Below are 20,164 nucleotides of genomic sequence, written 5' to 3'. Positions count from 1 at the left end.
TACTCTCCTTATATGCAAGTATCCCTAATGTATCAGTATCTAAAAGATATCATAATTGAGAAGCATGGTGAATAAAATGTTCTGTTATCAATGTGAAGAAACTTTGAATGCCTCCGGGTGTACAAAGAACGGAGTATGTGGAAAGAAAGGTGAAGTTGCAGACCTTCAGGATGACCTGATATATGTCCTTAAGAGTATTGCATTCTATAACTCAAAGGCAAGGGCAAATAATCTCAATGATGCAAAGACTGATCAGTTCATCCTCGACGGGCTTTTTGCCACAGTTACAAATACCAACTTCAGCAAAGCTGACTTTGAAAAGCTTATCAACGAAGGCTTTGAGATAAAGGACGGCATCAAAAAGAAACTCATGGATTCAAAGGTCATCAATGAAAAGTCCGGTTCGTCCTTCCCAAAATGGATAAAGGAGAAACTCCTCGGTGCAAGTCCAAATGCGGGAGAGGAAATACCTGTAATGGCAAAGGTCACGCCTGCAAATTTGGCAGATATGAACACAGGTGTCATGAGGACCGAGAATGAGGATATCCGCTCCCTCAGAGAACTGCTTACCTATGGTCTCAAAGGTATGGCAGCCTATGCCCATCATGCAAATGTCCTTGGTTACAAGGACGATGAGGTCATGGCATTCTTCGAGAAGGCACTTCTTGCAACAATGGATGATGAGATGGGTGTCGATGAACTGGTTCCAATGGTACTTGAATGTGGTTCAATGGGTGTCTCTACCCTTGCATTGCTTGACAAAGCAAATACTACTACTTATGGAAACCCTGAGCCAACAGCAGTCAACATTGGTGTCAGGGATAATCCGGGTATACTTATCAGTGGACATGACTTGCGAGACCTTGAACAGCTTCTAGAACAGACCCAAGGAACAGGCATCGATGTCTACACCCATGGTGAGATGCTTCCTGCAAACTCCTATCCTGCTTTTAAGAAATACGATAACTTCGTTGGTAACTACGGAGGCTCATGGTGGAGGCAGAAGGAAGAGTTCGAGAAGTTCAATGGTCCGATATTCATGACCACCAATTGTATAGTTCCTCCAAAGGAAAGTTACATCGACAGGATCTACACAACCGGAATTGTCGGTTTCGATGGTGTCGCTCACCTCAATGCCGGTGAGGATGGTGGCAAGGACTTCTCCGCTATCATCGAACAGGCAAAGGCATGCAAACCACCTGAGCAGCTTGAGGAAGGCACAATCATGGGCGGTTTTGCTCATGTATCAGCACTTTCTGTTGCCGACAAGATCATCGAAGCTGTAAAAGGCGGACAGATCAAGAAGTTCGTTGTAATGGCAGGATGTGACGGAAGACACAAGGAAAGAAGTTACTACACTGACTTTGCAGAAGCTCTTCCAAAGGACACAGTCATCCTTACAGCAGGGTGTGCAAAATACCGTTACAACAAGCTTGATCTTGGTGACATTGGTGGAATACCAAGGGTGATCGACGCAGGCCAGTGTAATGACTCCTATTCACTGGTTGTCATCGCACAAGCACTTGCTGAAGCCTTCGGACTTGATGATATCAACGACCTGCCGGTATCATATAACATAGCATGGTACGAGCAGAAAGCAGTCCTTGTACTGCTTGCACTGCTGAGCCTTGGTGTCAAGAATATCATGCTCGGTCCTACACTACCAGCATTTGTTTCACCAAATGTTCTCAATGTCCTTGTCGAGAACTTCAATATCAGACCTAACTCAACAGTTGAAGAAGACCTCAAGGTCCTTCTTTAAATCTTTTTACTGGAAGATAATTACTAAAATGATTTCTTGATTTCATTCTATTTAAGGAAGTGAATATATGATTATAACAAATTACAAAGATGCAGAGAAGAAAGATAACCCCCACGGAGTAACTGTTCATAAACTCTACGACACCGAAAATGCCCAGGTTATGCACATGCAGCTAAAACCGGGAGATGCTTTGAAAAAGCATTCAACTCCTGTAGATGTATTCTTCTATGTGCTTGAAGGCGAGGGAATAGTAGAGATTGGTGATGAGCAGCAGACAGTTACAAAGGACATGCTTGTGGACAGCCCTGCAAAGATCCCTCACAGGCTCATGAATGAAAGTGACAGTCTCTTTCGTTTCCTTGTGGTAAAGGTACCACGTCAAGCAGAGCAGACTAAAATGATGTAAGTTAATTATTTTGGCTCTGTAGAAATCTTTGAAAATCAAAATGCTTGTTTTGATAAATTTCTGCAGTGCCGTAAGTTCCTCTCCCCAAGAGAGTGTATTAAACTTATATAGTTGCAGCATTTTGATTCCACTGCATGAGTGATACCTGTTCTACGTGCACCTTTTTCAAACCAACGGCAATTACATATGGTTTTTGCAGACGCGAGTCTCCAGTTGCGAAGGTTGGTTTTCCGGTAGTTCCCTCAGATGAATGGTGTGGCCAACACGAAATAAGGAGCAACGAAACATGATCGAATCATATGCTACCGAAGCAGTCACCTTCCTGTTGGGAATTGGTGCAGGCGTCGCCATCCGGGTAAAACTCTGGTGGAAGAACAAGACTGCAGAAGGGCGGAAATCCTTTGTCTATGAAGTCCTGCAGTCACTGGAAGATGGTAAGATCACTGCTGTAGAAGCAAAGGCTCTGATTAAGAACCATCTGTGAGGTAGCATGGTCCGTCTGAATGCCACAATCAATGACCCAAATACTAAGCCAATCACTCTCATGGCCTCTGCTGGTGTCAAAAGAACAGATACATCCAGCAAGTTCGGAGGTTATCAGAACTTCGACACTGATAACCGGTTCAAGTACTACCAGCAGCTTTCAACCTGCACTCCACACGTCTCAACATCGTTGAACAAGCTGGCACTTTCCCTAGTAAAAGGCATGCAGTTTGATGGAACCGGTTCCAAGATTATTAAAGATTTTGAGCGATGGTCCAGTAAGGTCAACTTCCTTGAGCAGGTGCAGACACTTGCCAGGCTTCTCTGCAGGGACGGTACTTATGTGGCATTACCTATTGGAAGTGCAGAAAACTTCTCTCTGATACCACTGCTCATGCAAAACACAACTATTCTCCCGGAGGATTTTACCGTAGGAGAAATGAACCCGAAGGAGATTCTTACTCCTCCAACAGGGTCTGTTGTTATCAATGAAAGTGACAAGGCCAAAAGGAAGATCATGAAGATCAGTGATGTTGTCTGTGGCTCCTATAATGCCTGGGATACTGTTCAAAAGGATCCTCTCAAGAGAGATACATACGGCATTTACGGGGCTTCCATGATGGTACCTATTGAACTCAGTATCCGGAACTTGCTAAACATCAACCATGGATACGTTTCTTTTGTTAAGAAATACGGCAATGGCAGGTACCTTATCGACTTCAAGCTCCTTGAGAAGCTGGTTGAACAGGAGATTGTCAGCATAGAAGATGCTCAGAAGGTTATAGATGCTTGGCTTGACGAACATAAGTACCTCTCTGAGAACGAGGATATTGCTGCAGTGGGTCTTGATGTTATTCCTGTTGATGCAAAGGGCTCACTGGACGTCATGTCATTCAAGAAATCCCTGGAAACAGACATCCAGATCGGTCTGCTGCAATCCCCTCTCAGTATGGGAGACACGAAAGGATCCACCTATGCTGCAGGATATGTATCCGAAGAGGACCGTATGGTTGTCCTGGAAGGTCTGCAACATATTGTCTGGAATATTGCTAACAGTGCCATCAATATGCGCCTTCGGCTCATGAACAAGACGGAAGATTCTGTATGGATAGAGTTCGAGGAGCTTAGTCGACCACAGCTGGAATCCCGTGATGTGATAGAATGGTACAATAGCGGAGTCCTCACTAAAGAGCAACTTCTCAAATGGGGTGGGTTTCCGGTGGAAGGGGAATGATCAGGTGATATGACGTCACTTCTGAGATCCCCAGAACTAATCCGAGTCGAGAATCAGCTTATCTCGCTTTTAGAACGCACCATGGAGAGAGTATTCAGATTAAGGACCGTGGACTATAAGCGAGAGCTTGTCCACAATGTCCGTAGGGAATTTGGATCAAAGACCTATGTTAAGCAACTGGATAATATCATCACCGAGATCATCAAACAATCGTTGGTGTATGCTGACAATCAACTGAAGGAGATTTCTGCGGCTGCAGTCGAAGATTCATATGTACTAACAGAAGAAGCTGTGAGGATATCTACAGAGCTGGCAGATAATGTTGTAGAATCTATCGTCCAGATGCTCAAAGATGATGCTATCTATACAATGCATCCCAACCAGCTGGCCAAAAGGATAGTAGACCTCTGGGAAGGAGAGCGATACAAGGCAGTCAGGTTTGTCAGGACCTTCACTGCAGATGTTGCGATCCACACAACAGTGTACCGGTATCGACAACGTGGAGTGGAATATGTTGAGTTCGATGCTGAACTTGATGACAGGACAAGCAATCAGTGCAGGGCTTTGCATGGTACGATGTTCTCAACGGAATCTGATTTTCTCGATTTGTACAGGCCGCCTTTGCATCATCATTGCCGGAGTGGTCTAAAACCAGTGCCAATTACCAGGGTAATTAATCCTGCTGCAGAGTTCGAGAACCGTGACTTTCGTCATCAGATGGATCAAGAAGGTGATTTCCTTAAAGAATTAGTTGATGAGAAGGTTCTAGAGAAAGCCTTTGAAAACATTGAGAGGTTCAATGAGAAATATCGCATATCTAAGTTCATATTGGATAAGGACATTGAGAAGAGGTTGATGATGGAGGATGGTTTGAAGGTATCCATACTAGTTTAGGATATTTAAAAATAAACTATTAGAATCAGTTAATATCTATTAAACTAATAGTTGAAATACCGACTATTCTCATGAATGAATTCATGGGAGTAGTCAGACAATGCCAACCAAAGCAATAATATAAAAAGACCCTCCAAAATGTGTATCAGAGATCTCATAAAGGAATCAATATGATCAAAAGGGATATTATTCTGGGAAGACTGGATGAGCTGCTTCCTGAGTTGAAAAGGAACTATAAGGTAAAGGAAATAGGCCTTTTTGGATCGGTAGTAAGGAATGAATACAAAACCGGCAGCGATATTGATTTCCTTGTTGAGTTTGAGAAAGGGGCGGATCTTTTTGATCTCTCAGCCCTTGGAATTTTTCTTGAAGACGAGTTCGAGTCAAAGGTAGATATCATCTCGAAACGTGCCTTAAGGGATGAATTGAAGAGCAGGATTTTTTCAGAAGTGATTTATGCGCATGCATGAGGTGGTTTTCATGCGTGAGTACAGGTTGTTTTTAACTGACATTGTTGAAGCGATCGATGAGATTGAAGATTTCACTTCAGGAATGGACTTCAGTGATTTTCTCAACGATAGGAAAACTCAGAAGGCAGTTGTGAAGAATATCGAGATCATTGGTGAAGCCGCTAAGAATGTGCCGGATGAAATAAAAGCAACTTATTCTGGCATTCCGTGGCGAGTGATTGCTGGTATGCGGGATCGCTTAGCTCATGGTTATTTCGGAATCGATTATGTGATTGTGTGGGATGTTGTTGGCAATCGTTTGATTGGTTTAAGGAATTCTATTCGGGCAATTCTGGTTGAGATAGATGAGCAGGAAAAAACTTAACCCGTCTTACTGGGAATCGAACTTTATGTGTAAAAACGTTCACGTATTATATATATCATGTGACCTAAATTGGACATTATTTCCGTTCTCTTTTTCAGTATTCTTGTCTCCCTTTTAATTGTATAATCTTTTTATACCCGTTGTATTGTTCTTGGAACTATTTGTCCGTATCCAGTAATCCGTCCTTGACCCAGATAATCCGATCTGCTTTTTCACCTTCATCCTTTTCATGTGTAACCATTACTATGGTTTGTCCGATCTCCTTATTGAATTTCCTGAACAGATTTATAACATCCTCGGATGATGCGGAATCAAGATTTGCTGTTGGCTCGTCTGCAAAAAGGATCTTTGGTTTATTGACCAATGCTCTTGCAATGGACACCCTCTGCTGCTGTCCTCCGGAAAGCTCAGAAGGATAATGATACATCCGGTCTTTTAGTCCAACTGCAGTAAGCACTTCTTCTGCCATTTTCTCATACTCTTCCTTTTTCAGATTTCTGGCCATTGGTGTAACATATACATTCTCAATAGCTGTAAGTTCTGGTATCAGATTATATGATTGAAAAACATAACCTAATTCGTGGAGTCTGAACCTTGTCCTCTCTTTTTCAGAAATGTTGATGACATCATTTCCGTCTATGATTATGTTTCCTTTTGTAGGCTTATCCAGAAGTCCCAGCTGATGTAAGAGGGTGCTTTTGCCGCTTCCACTCTTTCCCATGATGGCAACAAACTCTCCCTCCTCAATTTCAATACTGATATCCTTGAGGGCATAGGTCTTAACAGCACCAGTGGCATAGACTCTTTCAAGATGCTCTGTCTTGATTATTGTTCTTTCCATGTTCATCCTCCAAATATTGCATCCAGTATATTCTCATCAGCCGCTTTTTTTGATGGGAAGAATCCGGCTACTATCGATGCCAGTATCAGTGTGGCGGATGTGGTCATAAGTCTTTCAGTTGTGAGGATCGGGATGACCGGTCCGATAGGCATGTTTAGCGGATGTATCGACAGAAGCAAAAGCAACAGCTTCATTACTATATTTCCAATTATCACTCCCGTGATCCCATAGGTCAACGACTGCAAAACATACGACCCCAGGATTATTTGCTTTTTAATGCCTACTGCTTTGAGTATCCCTATCTGTTTTCTTTTATTTGTGACATTGATGAATATGATTATGTAAATCGTCGCAAAAGCAGTCAAAAGTCCAATGGTGCCTGTGATCTGGTTTGTTATCTGAAGACTTCCTACAAACTGGTTCACAGCTCCCATCTTTGTCTGCCATTGGTTTATCTGTTCACTAACTCCAAGATCGATGATCTGTTCAGTATATGGTCCTTCCATGCCTCTTTGAGGAAGTGCTATGAGAATGTTAGATGCAATATCATCTGTAGATCCGAATATCAACTGGTACTGTTCGAAGTTGACTATTATTTTGTCATCCACAAAGCGTGACCCGGTTTTGTATATGCCTTTTATTCTGTACTCTTTTACAAATCCGTTACTAAAGCTCAATGTGATCCTGTCTCCTACCTCCACATCAAACCTTTTCTGAGTGTCTCCTTCTTCAGCATAGGATTTAACCAGATTTGCTCCTATCAGCAACTCATCAGTGTCTCTCTTTGAGAGATATTCACCTGCAATAACACTGTTCCAGTAATCAGATACATCTTTTTCATTTTCGGGTTCTATAAAGAGGACAGGATTTCCTATCTCTATAGTTTCATGCCTTGCCACTGCACTGGCATCAAGTCTTCGTGCAACCCCGACAACCCCGGGAATCCTTCTGATATCTTTCACAAGGTCCGCGGAATCTGAAATATAAAGTTCATCTTCCTGGGGTTCTATCATGAGATGTCCGGTTTGTCCCCTGATCATCCCTTCTTCAAATTCGTAGCCAAGACCATCAATGATCGAAGCAAAAAAAGTAATGGAGAGAAAGCTCATCGCCATTACAGCAACAATGACCATGAAAGTGATCTTGCTTTTGGTGAGGTTCTTGTATGCAAGGAAAAGCATTACTTTAAGGTCATTGCTCTGCATTTTCACCCCGCCTTCTCTTATAGACAATATAAGCTACTGGTATGGCTATTATTATTAGCAGGGAAATGACCAGGATCATATTGGTCTTTGGTCTCTCTACTTCGATGGGTATTGATTGTTCCAGCTCATATGAGCCAAAATCATCGGTGTAGTTTATGGTTATGTTGAGGTCTTTGTTCCCTGTAGCACCGGGGTCAATATAGAAATAGAACGGAGCGTCATCATCACTTTTGAGCTCCCCGATAAAAGACTTATAGCTTCTGTCTTCATTTTCTAATTCCAGAACTACCTTTTTTGCATCACCGTTTCCTGTGTTCTCAATAATTCCGGCAATGTATACTTCATCGATAGGAGTTATCTGTGTGGGGGTTATTTTTATACTCTGTATTCCGATCTCTGCCCTGTTCAGTATATTGATCCCTATATTATAGGTCAAAGTATAGTTTGTCCCCTGTTCATCAATATATTTGAGTACAATAGGGAATTGATGTGCATCAGGGTCCAAGTCGTTCTTTGCAATAAAATCATATTCAATTTCCGATGTTTCCGCAGGCATTATCCGGTCTATCAGTTCAATGTTTGATCCCAGTATCAGTATGTTTTCAGATTCGGAAATAACCTTTACATTCTTAGCCATGCCTGTACCGACATTATCAACGGATATCTTTAACGGAAAAATATCTCCCGGAGCAACATTATCAATAGCATTCGCTTTTATTATAAGGTCCGGTCTTCCAATGACCTGCACGTAAACATTATTGTCCGGCGGATTAAGTACCACATCGTTGACATAAACATCAAATTCTATTGGATATGTACCGGAGATGGCATTAGGATCGACTGTCAGGTAATAGATATTATCCACAGAGGAGCCAACATTCAGTATTCTCTTATTCTCAAAATTATTACTTTCGCTTTTCAGATAGAAAGGATATTCTACATCTATTTTTACTGAAAAGTCTTCAATCGTCTCTACACCGTTGTTTGTGACCCTTATTTTCAGAGTGACATCATCTCCCGGTTCTGCTGGCAGTGGTGTGATTTCCATGGCGCTTATTTCAATCCCATTGATCCCTGCAGAGCAGACAGCCGGAGTAGTAATGATCAGTAATAGAATTAGCATGAGGATATTGATATTTTGTACACTTTTTTTCATAGAACTCACCGTGGTATTCTCCTGTATCTTGCAAATTTTAGCAAATACATTTTAAAATATGAGATTTCATATCATAATAATTATAAACAACTAAGTGGTTGTTGATATATTGGAATTTCACTCGATGATAAACCTTAAAGTGGTTTAAACATGGAAAATGAACAATTGCTAAGAAATATAGGATTCAATAAATACGAGGCAGCTGCCTATTTGACAATATTGAAAGATGGATTTACAGATGCAAGGGCACTATCAAAAAAATCAAAGATCCCAATGGGCAAGATCTATGCAGTTCTTGAAAATCTGGAGAACATGGGATTTATTGAAGTCCAGCGTTCCAGACCTAAAAAATATCGTGCAATCGATGTGAGGATCGCATTTGATGATTTTATCATTAGAAAAGAAAGTGAAATGAAAACAGAAATGGAGAATTTAAGAAAGACAATAGATAACATTAAACAGTCTTTATCTTACTACAGTATTCAGGAAGACAGAGAACAACACTTCTGGTCGGCGGCAATGGGGGATGAAGAGGTCATGAAAATGATCAAAAGTGTTTACAATGAAGCTGAAAATGAAATTTGCGTAATTGTCCCGAGAAACATAAGATCAATGGACTCCAGACAATTCAAGGACAGGTTCACTTTAATGTTCCATGATACTCTTCTTCCGTTAATAAAAAAAGGAATAAAGATCAGGATGATAGATCCGAACCCGGCACTTTCCGAAGCATTAAGGGAATGGAATGACCCTGCAGAAGATGGATCTATTATGCAGAATATCAATAAGTATCTGCAAATAAAGGTTTTAGATACTCCTCACAGATTCGTATTGATCGATAGGAAGATGGTAATACTGGAAGTCAATGATCCACTTTCCGCAGACAGAACATTCGGAATGGTCAAACTGTATGACCAGAAATTGTCAGGTGAGCTTCACAGGAAATTCGAAGAATTCTGGCAAAATGGCAAGAATCAGCTGTCTTATGATTAAGTCTTCTTAACTATTCCGTCGAGTTATATGAATTTATAGTAGGCCTATATACATTGATTCCAGGATTTGTCGAAAAAGTTTCCAATTGATCAGTGATTCGATTTCAGCAAGCTTATCACCAACCGATTGAAGACGTTTGTATTCCTCGTTAAGGGCAAAATCAGTTAAATTATTCATGTTAATTAAGTTATTTATATATCATTTAAATTTTAGCAATAAGTAGGATGAGAGACGTGAGTTAATCGAATTTCTCTCTTAATTATTTGACATTTTTTAGTTGTATAACCTTTTTATACCCGTTGTATTTGTACTTGAATGCCGATGGCTATCACTATTGAAGGTACTGCATTTCCACTCGGCGAGATAAATAAAAACGGATGGGGCATTCCCTTTTCAGAAGTAGATAATGCCATCTCCTCTCTCAAAGGCTCTGTACTTCGTATATGCCCACGGGATGCACCCCATGATTGTGACTTTTCTGAGGATCCCAATGCTGAGATCGGCAGGATTGTCGATGCCTGGCGAGAAGGATCTGAGATCAAAGCAAAAGCATCGGTAACCGACTCCGTGGCTGAAAGAAAGATTCAGGATGGTACCTGGGAAAACACATGGAGTGTCTATTCTCTGGCCGATTCTATCGATGATAACTGGGCCAGCGGAGTCCAGGCCAGGTCCTTGACCCTTGTCCAGAATCCTGCGTGGGAGCAGGCAACCTGGAACATAGCAGCTGCCGAGGAAGGAAAGGTAGCGGTACGTAACATTCATCAATTCAAAATCATCGCATCAGGTGATCCTGTGACAAATAACAAAGACAATCCTAACAGCGGTGGAGATCCTTCACCGGATGAAAAACTTGCTGAGCTCGAAAAGGACAATGTAGCCAAAGATAAGGATATCGAGGATCTGAAGGCTGCTAATACAGAACTTGAAACAAAGGTTAATGATCTCGAAAAAGTGGTCGCTTCATATGAAAAGGACAAGGCCACATCCGTTCCTTTAGAACAGGTGCAGGAGCTGGTGGCAAGCAAAGCCGATGAGATAGCCACTGCCAAGATAGTGGCATACAAGGAAGAGCAGAGGAGAGACAATGCAATGGAAAGCCTCACAGCTGCCAGGAAGAATCTGAACCTCGAGACAAAAGATGAAGATTACCAGCATCTGACAGCATCGGATATCGAAAAGCTTGCAGATGATTTGGGAAGCATAAAGCTTGGAGCAACAGCTGATAATGTCAAATACCCCAGCTCAACAAGCATGGGTACTGTCGGCAGATGGGACAGCACCAAGAATGAATGGGTGGTGGAATAATGGCATACTCAGGTGTTGTGAAGCCAGCAAACAAGATAGTGGCCGGTGGAAGTCCTCTGGAACAGGAGCTTAAGATCGAAAATGCCGCGAACATGTACCCAGGTAGGCTTGTCAAGAAAGGTACCAATGATGACGATATGGTTGTGAACACCGCAGCTGGTGCTACACTGGGATGGCTCGGATACGAGCAGACCAATCCTGCATTCATGCCCACTGACGTCGATACCATCTACGCACTGGATGACATGGCTGCTGTCCTCTATGGAGGCAGTTTCCTAATTGTTGGCAGCCTTGCATCAGGTCAGAACGTGACCAAAGGCGCACGTCTTAAGGCAGCTGCTGACGGAGAGCTTGCAGCAGGCATTGTCGGAACCGACGAGATAGTGGCCATCGCAGAGGAATCAGTAGATGCAAGCTCAGCTGCTGCAGATATTGTAGTACTGAGTCTCATATGAGGTGAAAAAATGACAAATGCACTCGCAACATTCTCAAAAGAAATAGACTCCTCCCTTGTCCCTGCTCTCAGGAACGCTCTTATCGGAAGGAAACTGGTACATGTGACCTCGGAGAAGGGATTCGGTATAACTTCCGTTGACTGGGGTAGAATAACAGATGTCAGTGACGGATACGTATCATATGGTTTCCGCGATGGTAACGAGGACAAGATCGAAGTTTCCCTGACCAACTCAAAGATACCTGTCTACTGGAAGGACTACACGGTTGATAGACGCATTTATGAAAGCTGGCTTAGAAGCGGAGTAGATGTCGATAAAGCATCTTCCATCTCTGCAGCATACAAGGCAGCAAAGGCAGAGAATGCAGCCATTATGATGGGGGTCAGCAATGACGGTACTAACTATGATATGAATGGACTTTACCAGGGAGCCGGTAACGATTATGCTGTAAGCAAGGACTTTGGGACCTATGGCAATGCCACCGATGCCCTGGCAGGTGTCTATGAACTCATGGATGATGATGGCATTCCTGTTGACAGTCTTTCTTTCAACTGGGTACTTGCAACCACACAGCGCAGGCAACTGATGGCCAGCCGCAGTGCAAACGGTATCAAAGAAATGCCGGATATCCTGGACATGCTCAACGGCGGGCAGGTATTCGGTACCAACACGCTGACTGCAGGTACAGGTTTTGTGTGCCCAACAGAGAACGTCGGAGAACCTTATGTCGACTTCTACATGACATCCGATTTCAAGACAGAGCATGGCGTGGACTCAAAACACCCCGACACAGGCGATCTTAACGGTCGTGTCTACAGTGCAGGAATCCTGAGAATAAAACAGGACGTAGCTATCTGCAAGACCAGTGCAATCTGAGGTGAGAACATGGTCAAGGTCCAGGTCAACGTGAAAAACCTTGCTATCGATATCGATGGAAAGGAAATGAAGTTCAGGCAGGGAGATATGTTCGATATTCCCGCAGAAAGAGCTGAAAGAATGGGTAATACCCTTGTGGTACTCGAAGAAGAAACGACCCCAAAGAGAAAAGCAGCCGGAAAGTGAACCTAGATGCTATGCTCGGTGTCAGAAGTAAAAACGATCGTATCTCCGGAATCCGTAACGGATGATGATATACTTGCCATCATAACTCACACATCGGCAGAGATATCTCTTGAAACCGGTGCGAGTACGGAGAGCACTGAACCTGCACTGAACATAGCTTGTGTACATCTCTCAGCTGCAACCGTTCTGGAACGAATGAAGTACACCGGTGAACTTGCAAAGCAGGTCAAACTGGGTTCCGAACAGCAGTCAAACGATGTTGATGCTGACATACAGATGCATCGTGAGAAGGCCACTTCATACATAAACAGGTACAAGCATCGGGCTTTCTCAATCCCATATGGCAGAAGTGGTATCAGAACGGTGAACAGCGAGGAATAGGAATGACCATTCATACCATTGGTCTGATCCACGAATGCACCATTGTTTCAGGGACTCAGGCCGGGACAGACGAGTATGGTTCTCCTGTCTATGCAGAGAACAGCACCGTATCACCATGCCGTTTTCTGACATCTGATGATCAGGGCAAGATAGACGTTCTTGAAAGCGGGGAGCACAGTGTTTCAGAAATCTCTGTGATACTGCCTTCTGGTATTGTTGTGGAAGCAGGCGATACCATCAGCAGCACGGTTCCCGTTTATTCCCATTCTTATGAGGTGTTGTCTGTCATACCGATCACCCGGCTGTTCAACTCTACTGTTCATCATTACGAATGCAAGCTCAAGGCGGTGGAATAATGGAGATTGATTCTGACACTTATGACAAGATAATTGAGACTCATAACGATGTCAAGCACGTTCGTGCAGGCATTGACAAGATGAGCTGTCAGCTCGATGATCATGAGAAGAGGATTCGTGTACTTGAGAAGTGTTCCATCGAGGATCATGAAGAAAGGATCCGTGTGCTGGAAGAGCGACAGAACCGCTGGCTGGGAAGGAACGCTTTCGTCGGGTTGACCGTCGTTGTGGTCCTGCAGTTGGCAGGGATCGTGGTGCAGATAATCCGGTGATGATATGTTCCAGTTCAAAGTCAGAGGAATGGAAAAGCTGCAGAAGAACCTGCAGGAGTTGGGCAAGGACATTGCCGACGTTCTGGAGGAGGGTGTGCTTGCAGGAGGTGATGTTGTTGTGAGGGCTGCCCAGGAGAATTCCAGAAAGGGTGGTGATGATTTCCCACACAGGATAACAGGTAACCTGTTCCGCAATCTCGCAGAGGTCAATTCTGTGTCTGTTGAAAAGTCGAACGAACGGTGTGAGGTGATGGTCGGCTCTACCATGAACTATGCAATGCGTCTTGAGAAGGGATTCAATGATACCGATTCCCTGGGAAGGAGATACCATCAGCAACCACGACCGTTCCTCAGACCTGCTCTGGATGAGAACACCGACGAGATTGAAAAGGCGATCAGCATCAAGCTTCAGCATGTGATCAGGAAGTATAGATGACATCTGTTCATGGAGCTCTTCGAAATCTGCTATTGCAGGACAGTTCAGTGGCTGATCTTATCAGCGACAGGATATATCCGCTGAGATTACCGCTTGATTGTCAAATGCCAGCGATATCCATCCACAAGATAAGCAATCCTATCGACCATGTGACCGGTTTTGCCACTCCAAGGTATCAGTTCTCCTGCTGGTCCGGGACATATGCCCAGGTACAGCAGTTATCAGATGCCGTCATCGAATGTCTGAACCGGTATAAAGGTGTGGCCGACGGGAATCCCATCAAGCAAATAGCATACCTTGATTCGCATGATGCTATAGAGGATGGTTCTGGCATTTTTCACATTCCGATAGATTTCAAGATCATACACATGAGGTAATAACATGGCACAAACAACCGTACAGAACTCAAATGCCATCCGGTTTGGATCCGGAAAACTGGAGATAGGTACATCCATAGGATCGCTTGTCAATATCGGCGCCATTCGTAATGCAGTGTTCAAGGAAGAATGGGAGGATGTGGAGGTCAAGTCCGATAATGCTGGTATTGTGAAGGTTGGAATCAAGGAACATGTCGCATACATTGAATGTGACATGATGGAAGTGGACCTGGAAAACCTAAACACCATAAGAGGTGACCTGGACACATATTCCACGGTTGCAGGAACTCCTGTATCCGTGACCGATGAAACACATACTCTTGAAGGCACTGATTTTGTAAAGCTCGATCACATGAATGGAGATGGGACTGAAGTTTCCAGCATTGTGGTTACAGATGCATCAGACAATGCAGCTGTCAGGAACACCGACTACGTAGTAGCAGTTGATTCCGATGGATACACCTGCATTGCCAGGGTATCAGATTCTACTGTCATCTCTGACGGTGAAGGTATCAAGGTAGATTATTCCTATACTCCCAGCTCTGCTGCCACTCTTACAAGCGGTGGTAAGACCTCAATCTCGGATCGTGTGGTTCGTATCACCAACGCCGATGAGAACGATAAGATCTTCCGCATCACACTCTACAAGGCCACGGTCAATGAAGGTCAGAACATTGAGTTCCCTGCAGATGATGGAGATGATCCTGCAATGCCACATCTGAAGATGAAAGGCGTGCTGGATGTTAGCAGAACAGCAGGTGACCAACTGTATGAGATCTACGATGAGCAGGGGGTCTGAACATGAGCTCTGATATCATGAAGGATTTCGATACCATTGCACCGGTGAAGCGTGTTGCAAGGATAGGAGGAGAAGAAGTTGATGTTTCAGTATTCTCAACACGTGCAACCCTGAAGCTCATCGATATGACTGACTCTCCTGAGAAGATACAAAATCTCGAGAACGGTAAGAACATCGAGAGTTTTGTCGAGGTGGTTGCAACTGCTTGTCGGCGTTCGAATCCAAAGATAACCGCAGACTGGCTCATGGATAATGTGGATATGTTCACTCTTGTTGAGTTCTCGAAGTTTGTCCTGGAACCTATCATCCTAAAACTGGAGGAGATCAAGCCTGCAGAGGATTCAGAAAAAAACTGTCAGTGACCATCGGGGACATCTTTGCCCAGATGGGGATCATGTACTCCTGGGCCACTCCTGATCGTCTTCTGGACCATATGTCCACGGACCAGGTCATGTTCTATTATGAAAAAGGGATTCATGCAGTTGAGATGCAGGCCAGGGTTTTCTGGGGTGTGCTTGGAGAGGCTTTGAATGGACAGAAAAAAGTGTCAGAAACGGATTCTGGCGATAAACCAGACCTGAAACGATTCTACGAGCTGTACGGTAACAAGATAAAAAGAGGTTGATATGACTTCTATCGGTGAACTCATTGTTTCGATTATCGGAGATGTGAGCCAGATCAAGAAAGCATTTGATGAAGTGAGTTCACAGGCCAGCCAGATGGGGAAGAAGTTTCAGGAAGCTGGTAAGCAGATGACCTCTGCCGGGAAAACGCTCTCCACATATGTTACAGCTCCTGTTCTGGGTCTTGGAGCCGTGGCGTTTCATACTGCTTCCTCTTTTGATGATTCCATGAGAAAGGTCAAAGCCATCTCTGGAGCTACTGGCGATGAGTTTGAGCAGATGACAGACCTTGCCAGGGAACTTGGCCGATCGACTCGTTTCTCTGCCAGTGAAGCTGCCGAAGGTATGCAGTACCTTGCAATGGCAGGTTTCTCCACCTCTGAGGTTATGGAATCCATCGACGATATGCTCAGCCTTGCAGCTGCTGGAGCAATAGATCTTGGAATAGCTGCAGATATCGCATCAAACGTACTTACAGGCTTTAATCTGGAGGCAAGTGAAGCCGGAAGGGTGGCTGATGTTCTGGCCAAAGCATCTGCTTCCTCTAACACCGATATTACTCAGCTTGGACAGGCAATGTCCTATGTTGCTCCCCTTGCTGCTGCCATGGGGATATCCATGGAAGAGACTGCTGCCATCATCGGAAAGATGTCAGATGCAGGTGTTCAAGGAAGTCGTGCTGGTACTGCATTACGAGGTGCTTTGACACGGCTTGCAGATCCAACCGCTGAAGTTGCCGGAGTGCTGGAGAAATACCAGCTCACCCTTGCGGATGTGGATCCTACCACACAGTCTTTCACAGATATCATTTTCAGATTGAGCAAAGTTGGTCTGTCCACAGCAGATGCCATGTCACTCTTTGGGCAGGAAGCAGGTCCTGGTATGGTTGCATTGTTATCTGTGGGGTCCGCTGCTATTCATGATCAGACAAAATTGCTCGAGAATTCTGCTGGTGCTGCAGCTAAAATGGCAGAGGAAATGGAAGGGGGACCAGGAGGTGCTATACGTGAGCTCAAATCCGCACTTCAAGATGTCATGATAACTTTCGGTGATGTGATCGCTGAAGGACTCATGCCACTGGTTAGTGCTTTCATTGAGTTTCTCAACGTTGTATCTGGAATTCCAAAACCAATACTCAAGGTCATTGTAGCAGTAGCAGCCATAGCTGCAGCCATTGGACCAGTGCTGATTGTAGCAGGTTCTGCTATCGGTGCTATCGGAACAATAACAACCTTCCTCGGTGGTGCCGGTCTGGCTGGAGCTTTGAGTAGTATAGTTGCGATTATAACAGGTCCGGTGGGCATAGCGATTGCTGCTCTTGCACTGGGTGCTATTCTGATATGGAAGAGCTGGGACAAAGTATCTCCAGTGGTTATGGATACACTGGAAAACATCCGTACTGCAGTTGAACCGCTCATTTCCATTGTACAGGACTTTGTGTCCAATGCCATGAACAGAATAAGTGATTGGTGGACTGAGAATGGTGATACGATCACATCTGCGGTGGCTGTTATTGTGTCTGCTCTTGGGACATTGGTCTCATACATTGCAGACCATGTAGTCGATAATGTAATGGTCTGGCTGCCTCTGGTTCTGAAAACGTTTGAATACGTGCTTGGCCAGATACTCAACCTAATTCTATTATTTGCACAAATACTCACGGGAGATTGGGCAGGTGCATGGCAGACATTGCAGAATATTGCCAATAATAGTATGGATTTCTTGTACTCCATAATATCGAGTGCATTTGATCCTATACTTTCGATATTTTCCTCCGCTGGTAGCAGCTTCTATCGTTCAGGAAAGGACCTGATACAGAATTTCATCAACGGAATAAAGTCGATGGTAAATCCATTGACATCTACGGTCTCAGACGTATTTTCCGGCATTTCCAGATATCTCCCACATAGTCCTGCAGAGGTTGGCCCATTGTCAGAACTTCCAAATTGGGACGCGTTCTTTGTATCCCCTCTCAAAAACTCCATCGGAAAAATGGATGGAGTGCTGGCCTCGGGTTTAACCAATGTAGCTGGATCTTTCTCTACAAGCACAAGTACCACTAATAATACATATGCAGGAGATGAGTTCGTGGTCCAGAATGTCAACCTCTCTGCAGATTACCCCTTCGAGAAGTTTGTCCATGACCTGGAGAAATACAACAGGCAAAAACGTGTTCAACGGGGGTATGGCATATGATTGTTACTTTCGATGGTTCACCTGTATCTGTGATAAGGGATACGGAAATTTCGGTTGATTCTCCTTTCAAGGAAACGACCTTGCTTTCCGGGAAAACGTACATCCAGGCATCTCCTGAGCAGAAGTTCGCCAGGACGTTTGAGTGCTACACAGAGGTATTTTCCGAGATATCCACTCTGCTGGGAAAACTCGGCTCGCCAGGTACACTGGTAATTGACTCCGATTCATACACCAGCTGCTACATTGTTCCTCCGCTCAAGTATAAGGAACTGATTATGGGCAGTGGAAAGTATACTTACACGATCAGTTTTGGGAGGCATACTGCATAATGGTTGATCTGAACACATATCCTCTGGAATCCTTGAAAGTTTCAAAAACCATCAAGGACGCTTTCTGGCAACTGGAATCACATATAGTAGATGTTTCCATCCCGGTCAACTATTCAGATGTGCTTATTGAGCTGGAAGACCAATCCGGAAACAACAAAGCTGTGTTTTGTGGCATAACAGCCCCTGATGAATCATATGATCTGAAACTTGTGGAAGAAGCAGTTGACATATATGCCTATGACCTCCGATGGTTCTTATCTCGGCAGTTCGTACCTGATACTCAGCTGGTACTGGCAGACACAGATAGTATCATCGCCTATATCGAGGACTTGCTTGGTGGAAGCAACTGGGCCACAGTGACAGGCGTGGATCCATACAAGATACGTACTCCTGATCCTGCCATTACAAAAAAGGAATTCGTATTCAATCCAGATACTTCAAAACTTGATGCAATCGCGGAGATTGCGGAGTATTACAACTGCATTTTCGAGGTCAAATGGCGAAATGCAGGAACCGAACAATCTCCAGATTGGATTACCAGTGCCTATTTCATCAGGTCAGGAGAGATCGATGATGATACAGATGGTCTGGACCTGCCATTGCCCGCAGTGCTTGAGAAAACGGACAATGATATTCTTGAGATCACGGTGGCTAACTCCTCCGATGACAAGTACAACAGGATCATCGCCAAGGGGTGCGATTCCTCCGGCAATTGGTACACTGGAGTAGTGGAAAGTCCCAATGTCACAAACGGGACAGCAAAGCCCAGAGAGTACATGGAATATCCTTCCCCATACGTCACCAGCCAGGCCAGTGCAGACCAGCGTGCTTCTGAGCTTTACGCTTTATTCAATTTTCCTGTAAAGAGGATCTCTGCAACCCTTACAAAAAGACATAATCTGGAACTGTATCAGCTTGTCAAGTTCGATGGCTGGACCGAATATACAGATGTACTTTACACAGTAGGTATGACCGGGGTCAACTGGGTAAGGATAGTTGAGATTTCTCACGTAAAAACCGCCACGTCCTCTGAAGTGCACATTGTTTGTGTTCCGGACAGGGACCTGAGCCACAGCAGGCTGAAAGGCTACTCGGTGTCACCCAATAGTGTGGACATTACAGAATCTATTGTCATGGATGTACTGGCATCGCAAGCATCCACAGAGATCGGTGTGGCTACACTCCCTGAATCGGGGTCCATGGCATCTGTTGCATTGAACAGAGGAGGTACGATCACTGCAAAAGTGCTTGGTTCTGATGAGAGCATTGTTCTCCCCATCAACAACGAACGTGTAATTGTATCCGGAGGTGGTGGTTTCAGTAACCCTGCAGAAGAGGATCTGGACATGAATGGGTTTAAGGTAAAGACATCCAGCATAGGCAAGGATCTGATATTTGAAGTACCAACTGGACAGAAGATAGTCTTCACAAGGAGCACTGAAGAATGAGCGTAGGCAAGATAACAAACTCACAGCAGGACATGGTCTACGTCAAGGTCAGACCAGAGACAGGAGTGGAACTAGAGACAAGGACAGGCGGTACAGCAGCATGGGACGAAACCACAACCAGCTTTGGCCAGGCTTTCACGGCAGAACACTATTTTGGTCGCATCAAAATAGTGGTACACGATGCGGGTGGGAAGAATTTAGTAGCAAGGCTCTACGATTCTCCGGCAAAGGGAGTGAAATATGTCGAGACTATCTTCAAGGAAGTTGACCAGGACGAGGTGCTTCACTGGATATTTGACCCGATGGCACCAGGC

Annotated in this window: 27 protein-coding genes and 1 pseudogene; 24 read left to right on the top strand and 4 right to left on the bottom strand. The window is 44.3% G+C overall.

Going from position 1 to position 20,164, the window contains the following annotated elements; genetic code table 11:
• Positions 1-76 precede the first annotated feature (76 nt).
• The 7 genes from hcp to BM008_RS14345 all read left to right on the top strand — a co-directional run bounded on the left by hcp (position 77) and on the right by BM008_RS14345 (position 5,613).
• Entirely contained in the window at positions 77-1,762 is a 1,686-nt protein-coding gene (gene hcp / locus BM008_RS14375) for a hydroxylamine reductase (RefSeq protein WP_091938259.1), read from the top strand.
• 67 nt (positions 1,763-1,829) lie between these two features.
• Entirely contained in the window at positions 1,830-2,168 is a 339-nt protein-coding gene (locus BM008_RS14370) for a cupin domain-containing protein (protein WP_091938256.1), read from the top strand.
• Positions 2,169-2,454: 286 nt separating this feature from the next.
• Positions 2,455-2,652: a hypothetical protein gene (locus BM008_RS14365; RefSeq protein WP_091938254.1), complete on the top strand. Its 198-nt coding sequence runs from the start codon at positions 2,455-2,457 to the stop codon at positions 2,650-2,652.
• Positions 2,653-2,658: 6 nt separating this feature from the next.
• Complete coding sequence (locus BM008_RS14360) at positions 2,659-3,885, top strand: hypothetical protein (protein WP_091938252.1); 1,227 nt, start codon at positions 2,659-2,661, stop codon at positions 3,883-3,885.
• A gap of 81 nt (positions 3,886-3,966) precedes the next feature.
• On the top strand, positions 3,967-4,779 hold the full coding sequence (locus BM008_RS14355) for a minor capsid protein (RefSeq protein WP_177188103.1): 813 nt from the start codon (positions 3,967-3,969) through the stop codon (positions 4,777-4,779).
• Between the two features lie 170 nt (positions 4,780-4,949).
• A complete protein-coding gene (locus tag BM008_RS14350) occupies positions 4,950-5,249 on the top strand; it encodes a nucleotidyltransferase family protein (RefSeq protein WP_091938248.1) in 300 nt (99 codons plus the stop codon).
• 10 nt (positions 5,250-5,259) lie between these two features.
• Positions 5,260-5,613: a HepT-like ribonuclease domain-containing protein gene (locus BM008_RS14345; protein ID WP_091938278.1), complete on the top strand. Its 354-nt coding sequence runs from the start codon at positions 5,260-5,262 to the stop codon at positions 5,611-5,613.
• 157 nt (positions 5,614-5,770) lie between these two features.
• Here BM008_RS14345 and BM008_RS14340 read toward each other — a convergent pair whose 3' ends face one another.
• From BM008_RS14340 to BM008_RS14330, 3 genes are read right to left on the bottom strand one after another with little or no spacing between them, the layout of a single operon-like run.
• The gene (locus BM008_RS14340) at positions 5,771-6,454 is read right to left on the bottom strand and encodes an ABC transporter ATP-binding protein (protein WP_091938246.1); all 684 of its coding nucleotides are present in this window, start codon (positions 6,452-6,454) and stop codon (positions 5,771-5,773) included.
• A gap of 2 nt (positions 6,455-6,456) precedes the next feature.
• The gene (locus tag BM008_RS14335; protein ID WP_091938244.1) at positions 6,457-7,659 is read right to left on the bottom strand and encodes an ABC transporter permease; all 1,203 of its coding nucleotides are present in this window, start codon (positions 7,657-7,659) and stop codon (positions 6,457-6,459) included.
• Positions 7,646-8,815, bottom strand: a complete 1,170-nt coding sequence (locus BM008_RS14330) for a COG1361 S-layer family protein (RefSeq protein WP_091938242.1) — start codon at positions 8,813-8,815, stop codon at positions 7,646-7,648. The genes BM008_RS14335 and BM008_RS14330 overlap by 14 nt, the downstream gene beginning before the upstream one ends.
• A 150-nt stretch (positions 8,816-8,965) precedes the next feature.
• Between BM008_RS14330 and BM008_RS14325 the strand changes: the two genes are divergently transcribed.
• Positions 8,966-9,808, top strand: coding sequence for a TrmB family transcriptional regulator (locus BM008_RS14325; protein WP_091938240.1), 843 nt, complete (start codon positions 8,966-8,968; stop codon positions 9,806-9,808).
• Between the two features lie 45 nt (positions 9,809-9,853).
• On the opposite strand, the pseudogene BM008_RS15170 reads toward BM008_RS14325, so the two are convergent.
• A pseudogene (locus BM008_RS15170) lies at positions 9,854-9,985 on the bottom strand (IS5/IS1182 family transposase); the annotation flags it as partial.
• 138 nt (positions 9,986-10,123) lie between these two features.
• On the opposite strand from BM008_RS15170, the gene BM008_RS14320 reads away from it, so the two are divergent.
• The 16 genes from BM008_RS14320 to BM008_RS14250 all read left to right on the top strand — a co-directional run.
• The gene (locus BM008_RS14320; RefSeq protein ID WP_143072374.1) at positions 10,124-11,116 is read left to right on the top strand and encodes a hypothetical protein; all 993 of its coding nucleotides are present in this window, start codon (positions 10,124-10,126) and stop codon (positions 11,114-11,116) included.
• Positions 11,116-11,571 (top strand): structural cement protein Gp24, encoded by a 456-nt coding sequence (locus BM008_RS14315; RefSeq protein WP_091938236.1) that lies wholly within the window; start codon positions 11,116-11,118, stop codon positions 11,569-11,571. Before BM008_RS14320 ends, BM008_RS14315 begins: the two co-directional genes overlap by 1 nt.
• A 9-nt stretch (positions 11,572-11,580) precedes the next feature.
• Positions 11,581-12,447, top strand: coding sequence for an encapsulin (locus tag BM008_RS14310; protein WP_091938234.1), 867 nt, complete (start codon positions 11,581-11,583; stop codon positions 12,445-12,447).
• 9 nt (positions 12,448-12,456) lie between these two features.
• A complete protein-coding gene (locus BM008_RS15020; protein ID WP_177188102.1) occupies positions 12,457-12,633 on the top strand; it encodes a hypothetical protein in 177 nt (58 codons plus the stop codon).
• Between the two features lie 18 nt (positions 12,634-12,651).
• A complete protein-coding gene (locus BM008_RS14305; RefSeq protein WP_143072373.1) occupies positions 12,652-13,014 on the top strand; it encodes a hypothetical protein in 363 nt (120 codons plus the stop codon).
• A 2-nt stretch (positions 13,015-13,016) separates the two neighbouring features.
• On the top strand, positions 13,017-13,370 hold the full coding sequence (locus BM008_RS14300; protein ID WP_091938230.1) for a putative minor capsid protein: 354 nt from the start codon (positions 13,017-13,019) through the stop codon (positions 13,368-13,370).
• A complete protein-coding gene (locus tag BM008_RS14295; protein ID WP_143072372.1) occupies positions 13,346-13,642 on the top strand; it encodes a hypothetical protein in 297 nt (98 codons plus the stop codon). Before BM008_RS14300 ends, BM008_RS14295 begins: the two co-directional genes overlap by 25 nt.
• A 4-nt stretch (positions 13,643-13,646) precedes the next feature.
• Complete coding sequence (locus tag BM008_RS14290; protein WP_091938226.1) at positions 13,647-14,078, top strand: HK97-gp10 family putative phage morphogenesis protein; 432 nt, start codon at positions 13,647-13,649, stop codon at positions 14,076-14,078.
• Positions 14,075-14,455: a tail completion protein gp17 gene (gp17, locus tag BM008_RS14285; RefSeq protein ID WP_091938224.1), complete on the top strand. Its 381-nt coding sequence runs from the start codon at positions 14,075-14,077 to the stop codon at positions 14,453-14,455. The genes BM008_RS14290 and gp17 overlap by 4 nt, the downstream gene beginning before the upstream one ends.
• A gap of 4 nt (positions 14,456-14,459) precedes the next feature.
• Positions 14,460-15,254: a hypothetical protein gene (locus BM008_RS14280; RefSeq protein WP_091938222.1), complete on the top strand. Its 795-nt coding sequence runs from the start codon at positions 14,460-14,462 to the stop codon at positions 15,252-15,254.
• A 2-nt stretch (positions 15,255-15,256) separates the two neighbouring features.
• Entirely contained in the window at positions 15,257-15,616 is a 360-nt protein-coding gene (locus BM008_RS14275) for a hypothetical protein (RefSeq protein WP_091938220.1), read from the top strand.
• Positions 15,613-15,879 (top strand): hypothetical protein, encoded by a 267-nt coding sequence (locus BM008_RS14270; RefSeq protein WP_091938218.1) that lies wholly within the window; start codon positions 15,613-15,615, stop codon positions 15,877-15,879. Before BM008_RS14275 ends, BM008_RS14270 begins: the two co-directional genes overlap by 4 nt.
• Position 15,880: 1 nt before the next feature.
• On the top strand, positions 15,881-18,073 hold the full coding sequence (locus BM008_RS14265) for a phage tail tape measure protein (protein ID WP_091938216.1): 2,193 nt from the start codon (positions 15,881-15,883) through the stop codon (positions 18,071-18,073).
• A complete protein-coding gene (locus tag BM008_RS14260) occupies positions 18,070-18,402 on the top strand; it encodes a hypothetical protein (protein WP_091938214.1) in 333 nt (110 codons plus the stop codon). The genes BM008_RS14265 and BM008_RS14260 overlap by 4 nt, the downstream gene beginning before the upstream one ends.
• On the top strand, positions 18,402-19,850 hold the full coding sequence (locus BM008_RS14255) for a hypothetical protein (protein ID WP_091938212.1): 1,449 nt from the start codon (positions 18,402-18,404) through the stop codon (positions 19,848-19,850). The genes BM008_RS14260 and BM008_RS14255 overlap by 1 nt, the downstream gene beginning before the upstream one ends.
• The coding region (locus BM008_RS14250; protein ID WP_143072371.1) for a hypothetical protein at positions 19,847-20,164 on the top strand (318 nt) is incomplete at its 3' end. The genes BM008_RS14255 and BM008_RS14250, both read left to right, overlap by 4 nt.

The organism is Methanolobus profundi (genome assembly GCF_900114835.1).
In the GTDB taxonomy this organism is placed as follows: domain Archaea; phylum Halobacteriota; class Methanosarcinia; order Methanosarcinales; family Methanosarcinaceae; genus Methanolobus; species Methanolobus profundi.
This window is presented reverse-complemented; position numbering and strand designations above follow the sequence as displayed.